The organism is Streptomyces sp. NPDC040545 (assembly GCF_055595065.1).
Genome location: NZ_JBVIWA010000050.1, coordinates 1 through 5412, shown reverse-complemented (window position 1 = coordinate 5412; position 5412 = coordinate 1). Strand labels below are relative to the sequence as shown.

Genomic DNA, 5412 nt, shown 5'->3' with positions numbered 1-5412 from the left:
GTGGACCACCGGGTCCTCGGCCAGGTCACGCTGGACGACGCGGCGCAGGCCGACGACCTGTTCTCGGTGCTGATGGGCGAGGACGTCGAGGCACGACGCTCCTTCATCCAGCGCAACGCCAAGGACGTCCGCTTCCTCGACATCTGAGCCTGCGCCGGGTGCTCGCTCCCGGACGCGGGGTCCCGGTCGGCTGGGCGAGGACGCCCCGTGACATCGGCGGACCGATGTCACGGGGCGTCCTCGAACCGCGCGCCCGGACGTCGGGACGGCTTCCGGCTACCGGCTGAGCGACCTGAGCGCCGCCGCGTCGTACGGCTTCAGCTCGTCGAAGCGGTTGCCGAGGACCTTCGCCGCCCACTGCGGGTCCTGGAGCAGCGCCCGGCCGACGGCGACCATGTCGAACTCGTCGCGCTCCATGCGGTCCAGGAGGTTGTCGATGTCGCCGAGCGCCGCGCCCTCGCCGGCGAAGGCGCGGATGAAGTCGCCGTCGAGGCCGACCGATCCGACGGTGATGGCAGGCCGGCCGGTGAGCTTCTTGGTCCAGCCCGCCAGGTTCAGGTCCGAGCCCTCGAACTCCGGGAGCCAGTAGCGCCGGGTGGAGGCGTGGAAGGCGTCGACGCCCGCCGCCGCCAGCGGGGCCAGGATCGCCTCCAGCTCCTCCGGGGTCTGCGCGAGCCGTGCGTCGTAGGCCTCCTGCTTCCACTGCGAGTAGCGGAAGATCACCGGGAAATCGGCCGCGACGCGCTCGCGGACCGCGGCCACGATCTCCGCGGCGAACTTCGTACGGGCCACCGCGTCGCCGCCGTACGCGTCGGTGCGGCGGTTGGTCCGCTCCCACAGGAACTGGTCGAGGAGGTAGCCGTGGGCGCCGTGCAGTTCGACGCCGTCGAAGCCGATCCCCTCGGCCTCCGCGGCGGCGTCGGCGAACGCGCCGATGACCTCGTCGAGGTCGGCGCGGGTCATCGCCTTGCCGGTCCCCTCGGTGCCGTCGACGCGGATGCCGGAGGGGCCGACGGGCGGGGCGTCGGCGTACGGCGCCTCGCCCTGCTTGCGCACCATGCCTATGTGCCACAGCTGGGGCACGATCGTGCCGCCCGCCTCGTGCACGGCCGCGGCGACCTTCGCCCACCCCGCCAGCTGGTCCTCGCCGTGGAACCGCGGCACCCGGTCGCTCTGCCCGGCGGAGTCGTGCCCGACGTAGGTGCCCTCGGTGACGATCAGGCCCACACCCGCGGCGGCCCGGCTGGCGTAGTACGCCTGCACGTCCTCGCCGGGCACGCCGCCGGGGGAGAACATCCGCGTCATCGGCGCCATCGCGATGCGGTTGGGGACGGTCAGGCCGTTCAGCTCGATGGGCCGGGACAGGATCTCGGCCGCGCGGGAGACGGTGGACGTGGTGACGGTCATGCGGGTCCTCCGGGTTGAGGCTGTGGCTCGTCGGGGTGACAACGAGAAGTGCATGATACACATGCTATGTATCATGCATATTGCCGCCGGGTCGGGGTCTGCCGGTCCCCGGGTTCGCAGGTCCGCGATAATGGAGCGCCGGAGGGAGCAGGAGGCGCAGTGCTGGAGAAACTAGAGCGGGAGCTGATGCTGCTCTCGCGGCACCAGGTGCTGGCCCGGCGCGAGCGCGACTCCGAACGCCTGGAGCGGTCGGCCTACCTGCTGCTCAGCCGGATCGACACACAAGGCCCCATGTCCATCGGGCAGTTGGCGGAGGCCTTCGGGCTCGACACCTCGACCGTGAACCGCCAGACGGCCGCGCTGCTGCGCTGCGGCCTGGCCGAACGCGTCGCGGACCCGGATGGTGGCATGGCCCGCAAGCTGTGCATCACCGTCGAAGGCGGGCGCCGGCTAGCCGAAGACCGCGAGTTCAACCGGTCCTGCCTGGCCCGGGTGGTCGCCGACTGGTCCCCTGAGGAAGTGGGGGAGCTGGCGGACGTCCTGGCCCGGCTCAACCGCAGCGCGGAGGCCCTCGAAGGACGCTGCTGGCCACGCGCGGAGGAAGACGCCCCGCGCTGCGTGCCGCCCGCTGGTCCCGCGTGAACCCTCTCTCCGAGGGGGAGAGGGCGGGCGCCTGCCCGCCGTACTGTTCAACGCCGCCGGACCCGCAGTCGGCGTGACCGCGCCGCATCGAGCGCCCCGGCCGGACCGGTCGCCTCACCGTGCACCGCCGGCACCGGGATGCTGATCATGTTCACGTGATCGTCTGCTTGCTCCCGTCAGGCAGTACGCAGATGTAGCCGGCGTAGGGCTGTGACGCGACCTGTCCGCCCGCAGCCGTGCACTCGTCTCTGGTGATGTTCGGAGACGAGGCGGCTTCAGCGCCGACAGCGCCGACGGCGCTCATCCCGGCAAGGGTCGCCGCGGCCAGGGCGAGACCCAGGATTCGTCGCATTCGCATGGCTTCCTCCTCCTCGCAGGCGCCTCCGCCGTTCGGCCTTCGGGAGGGACGAGTCTCAGGGCGAGGGCGCCCTCCTCCTCAGCATGGGCGCTCCACATGAGGCCCGCAGCTCGACGCCGCCGGCCCGCCAGCGGGCGGAGCCCGCCCAGTAGGGGTGGGTGCACAGGTCCCCGGAGAGGGCGATCAGCCGACGTCGCAGCACGGTCGTACCGACTCCGGCAGGGGCCTGCGCGAGCTCGGTGTAGGTCTGCTGCCACGCCCTCTGCAGGGCGAGCAGGTCATCAGGGAAACGGAACGGTGGTCTCACTCTTCTATTGCAACATACGTTCGAATTCCCGCGCCAGCGCCCCGCCGGGTCACCGGCTGTGACGGTTGTGCCTGTGCGGCCGGCCCGTGCGTTCACCTGGCGGGCTGAGCAGACACCGCCCCGGTCTGGCGTACAGGCTTCCTGTTCCGCCACCCGGCATCCCTAAGCGGATAGCTCATCCGATTGTGTGTTACGGTCCCCGACAAGCGGATGGACTATCCGCATGACTGGGTGGAGAAGCACATGACGAAGACAGCCGTGGTCACGGCGGGGACGGCCGGCATAGGACTGGAGACGGCCCTGGGGCTGGCCGACGCCGGCTTCTCGGTCACCGTGGTCGGACGCAACGCCGACCGGGGCGCCCGGGCGGTCGACCGAATCAACGCGACGAGCCCGGCACATCCCGGACGGTTCCTGCCCGCCGACCTCGGCTCGCTCGACCAAGTGCGCGCGCTCGCCGACCGGATCGCCGCCGAGCACGCCGCCTCCGGCGAACCACTGACAGTGCTGGTCAACAACGTCGGGGCGATGTTCCCGGAGCGACAGACCCTGGATGGCATCGAAGCGTCGTTCGTCGTCAACCACCTCTCGCCGTACCTGCTGACGGAACTGCTACTGCCCACACTGACGGCCGGGACGCCGAGCAGAATTGTGAACGTGACCTCGGGCGCGGTCGGGCTCGCGAAGCGGTCCTTCGACTCCGTCGAGCCGCCCGGCGGCTACTACGGCTTCCACTGGTACGGCCGCGCCAAGCTCGCCAACCTCGCCTACACGCTCGACCTGGCGAACCGACTGGAGGGCACGGCCGCCTCCGTATTCGCCGCCGACCCCGGAGGCGCCGCGACCGACATGACCAACGGCACCCTGACCGACCCGAAGGTCGTCTCACCAGCCCTGCGGCTGCTGTGGCCACTGGTGCGGCGCAAGTTCGAACGCTCCACCTCGGGTCCGGCGTCCGTGGCTGCCCGGCCCTCGATCGTCGCCGCCACCGACGAAGCCCTCGCGGGCAGGACCGGCATCGTCATCGGGGCCCAGGCGCACCCGGTGACGCCGCTGCGCGCAGCGACCAACCCCCGCATCGCGCAGGACGTGCGCCGGCTCAGCGAACGGCATGCACCTCTCACTCTCACCGCCACCTGACCCGCCGAGCGGTGCGGGCACCTGCGGCGGCGTCATCCGGATGGGGGATCGGATTAGCATGTCCGCTATGACGACGCCCCTACGCAAGGACGCGGCCCGCAACTGGGACCGGATCGTCGCGGTCGCCCGTGCCCTGGTCGACCAGGGCATACCCCTGCAGTTGAACGACGTCGCCAGCCGCGCCGGACTCGGAGTCGGCACCGTCTACCGACACTTCGCCACCCCAGAGGCGCTGCTGGAGACCGTCGCCACCCCCTGCCTGGAAGCCCTGGCCGCCCACGGCCAGCAGGGGCTGGCCGACACCGACCCCTGGAACGCGCTCGAAGCCCTCCTGTTCCACACCGTCGAAGCGCAGGTCACCGATGCGTCCCTGGCCCCGGTCGCCGCCGCAGCCACCGACGCCCTGCCGCGCACCACGGAACTCAAAGAGACGCTTCGGTCGGTCGGCAGCGCACTCCTCGACCGGGCTCGCGACGCAGGAGCGGTCCGCCGCGACCTGGCCGCCGCCGACCTCGTCCCGCTCATGTGCGGCATCGCCTACGCCGTCAACGTCCACGGCGGCGCACCTGCCGACCGGATCACCACTGCGCACCGCTACCTGGCCACACTCCTCGAAGGACTGCACGCCACGCCACAGCGCGCGTGAGAACACCGACCACGCACCAACCGGAGTGATCCGGGTGCCTCCGCCTGTGCGGTAAGTCCGATCGCCAGCGGGAGACGGCCACCTGCCCCCACGACCTGCATGGCCACAGGTCCGCGACCGCCGTCCCCCTGGGGAATCGTGACCACGAGGGTGGGGAATTCCGTGACGCGGAACCGGTCGACTCGACCCCCGCACCATCCCCGCTGTCCTGCCCGAGCACTGGACCACCCCGCTCGACGAGCTCGACGCACCGAGACGGCAACTGCGGCGGGACGCGGCGATCCGACTCGTCCAGATGGCCACCGGCCGCTCCCACCGCCCTCTACCTCGGAAAAGGACGAGTTGAGCGGCCCCAAGGCCATCGGCGTCGTCGCCGACTCCCTCCGCCGGGACCTCCACGCCGTCACCGCCGGCCTCACCCTGCCGTCAGCTCCGGCATCATCGAAGGCCACGTCAACAGGATCAGAACGATCAAGCGGCAGATGTACGGCAGAGCCTCCTTCACCCCGCTCAGAGCCCGCATCCTGCTTCAGACGTAGCCATCACGGAAGAGCGGTCAGAACCAACTACGACGCTCAGTCACAACGGACACAAGCCGTCAGCCGGGCCAGTGCCCCGACGGGTGCGGCCGCACAGGTCCTGCGCCTGCCGCGTTCCGACGCGAGGTGTGGCAGCGCCCGCCGCAGAAGCGAGGGAACCAGGTCGAAACAGGCGAGTGCCGCCTGATCGGGGACGAGTTCGCCCAGGTCCGTGCCGTCCTGCCACATCCGGGCGCGGGCATCGACACCGGCCACGCAGTGGCAGGACGATAGGAGTCGGCCTAGGCCGTGTTTTAGGTAGCTCGGGCGGCCAGCCACTTGGTGAGGTCGCCCGCGATGCGGTCGTTGCTGGTCTCGACGGTCACGTCGTGTT

At 70.8% G+C, this 5412-nt stretch carries 7 protein-coding genes; 4 read left to right on the top strand and 3 right to left on the bottom strand.

What is annotated here, in order from left to right; genetic code table 11:
• The coding region (locus tag ACZ573_RS38290; RefSeq protein ID WP_467809877.1) for a hypothetical protein at positions 1 to 147 on the top strand (147 nt) is incomplete at its 5' end.
• A gap of 129 nt (positions 148 to 276) precedes the next feature.
• Here ACZ573_RS38290 and ACZ573_RS38285 read toward each other — a convergent pair.
• Positions 277 to 1407 carry an NADH:flavin oxidoreductase gene (locus ACZ573_RS38285; protein ID WP_471313550.1) on the bottom strand — a complete coding sequence of 377 codons (1131 nt, stop codon included), beginning with the start codon at positions 1405 to 1407 and terminating at the stop codon, positions 277 to 279.
• Between the two features lie 186 nt (positions 1408 to 1593).
• Between ACZ573_RS38285 and ACZ573_RS38280 the strand changes: the two genes are divergently transcribed.
• Positions 1594 to 2049: a MarR family winged helix-turn-helix transcriptional regulator gene (locus tag ACZ573_RS38280; RefSeq protein WP_471313552.1), complete on the top strand. Its 456-nt coding sequence runs from the start codon at positions 1594 to 1596 to the stop codon at positions 2047 to 2049.
• A gap of 151 nt (positions 2050 to 2200) precedes the next feature.
• Here the strand turns inward: ACZ573_RS38280 and ACZ573_RS38275 are convergent, their stop codons facing one another.
• A complete protein-coding gene (locus tag ACZ573_RS38275; protein ID WP_471313547.1) occupies positions 2201 to 2407 on the bottom strand; it encodes a hypothetical protein in 207 nt (68 codons plus the stop codon).
• 55 nt (positions 2408 to 2462) lie between these two features.
• Positions 2463 to 2714 (bottom strand): hypothetical protein, encoded by a 252-nt coding sequence (locus ACZ573_RS38270; RefSeq protein ID WP_471313545.1) that lies wholly within the window; start codon positions 2712 to 2714, stop codon positions 2463 to 2465.
• 243 nt (positions 2715 to 2957) lie between these two features.
• Here ACZ573_RS38270 and ACZ573_RS38265 point away from each other — a divergent pair, with 243 nt between their 5' ends.
• A complete protein-coding gene (locus tag ACZ573_RS38265; protein WP_471313542.1) occupies positions 2958 to 3854 on the top strand; it encodes an SDR family NAD(P)-dependent oxidoreductase in 897 nt (298 codons plus the stop codon).
• A gap of 67 nt (positions 3855 to 3921) precedes the next feature.
• Positions 3922 to 4500 carry a TetR/AcrR family transcriptional regulator gene (locus ACZ573_RS38260; RefSeq protein ID WP_471313540.1) on the top strand — a complete coding sequence of 193 codons (579 nt, stop codon included), beginning with the start codon at positions 3922 to 3924 and terminating at the stop codon, positions 4498 to 4500.
• Positions 4501 to 5412 lie beyond the last annotated feature (912 nt).

Coding starts and splice junctions, on each gene's coding strand:
- ACZ573_RS38265 (WP_471313542.1), top strand. CDS start 2,958: ATGACGAAGACAGCCGTGGTCACGGCGGGGACGGCCGGCATAGGACTG.
- ACZ573_RS38275 (WP_471313547.1), bottom strand. CDS start 2,407: ATGCGAATGCGACGAATCCTGGGTCTCGCCCTGGCCGCGGCGACCCTT.
- ACZ573_RS38285 (WP_471313550.1), bottom strand. CDS start 1,407: ATGACCGTCACCACGTCCACCGTCTCCCGCGCGGCCGAGATCCTGTCC.
- ACZ573_RS38280 (WP_471313552.1), top strand. CDS start 1,594: ATGCTGCTCTCGCGGCACCAGGTGCTGGCCCGGCGCGAGCGCGACTCC.
- ACZ573_RS38260 (WP_471313540.1), top strand. CDS start 3,922: ATGACGACGCCCCTACGCAAGGACGCGGCCCGCAACTGGGACCGGATC.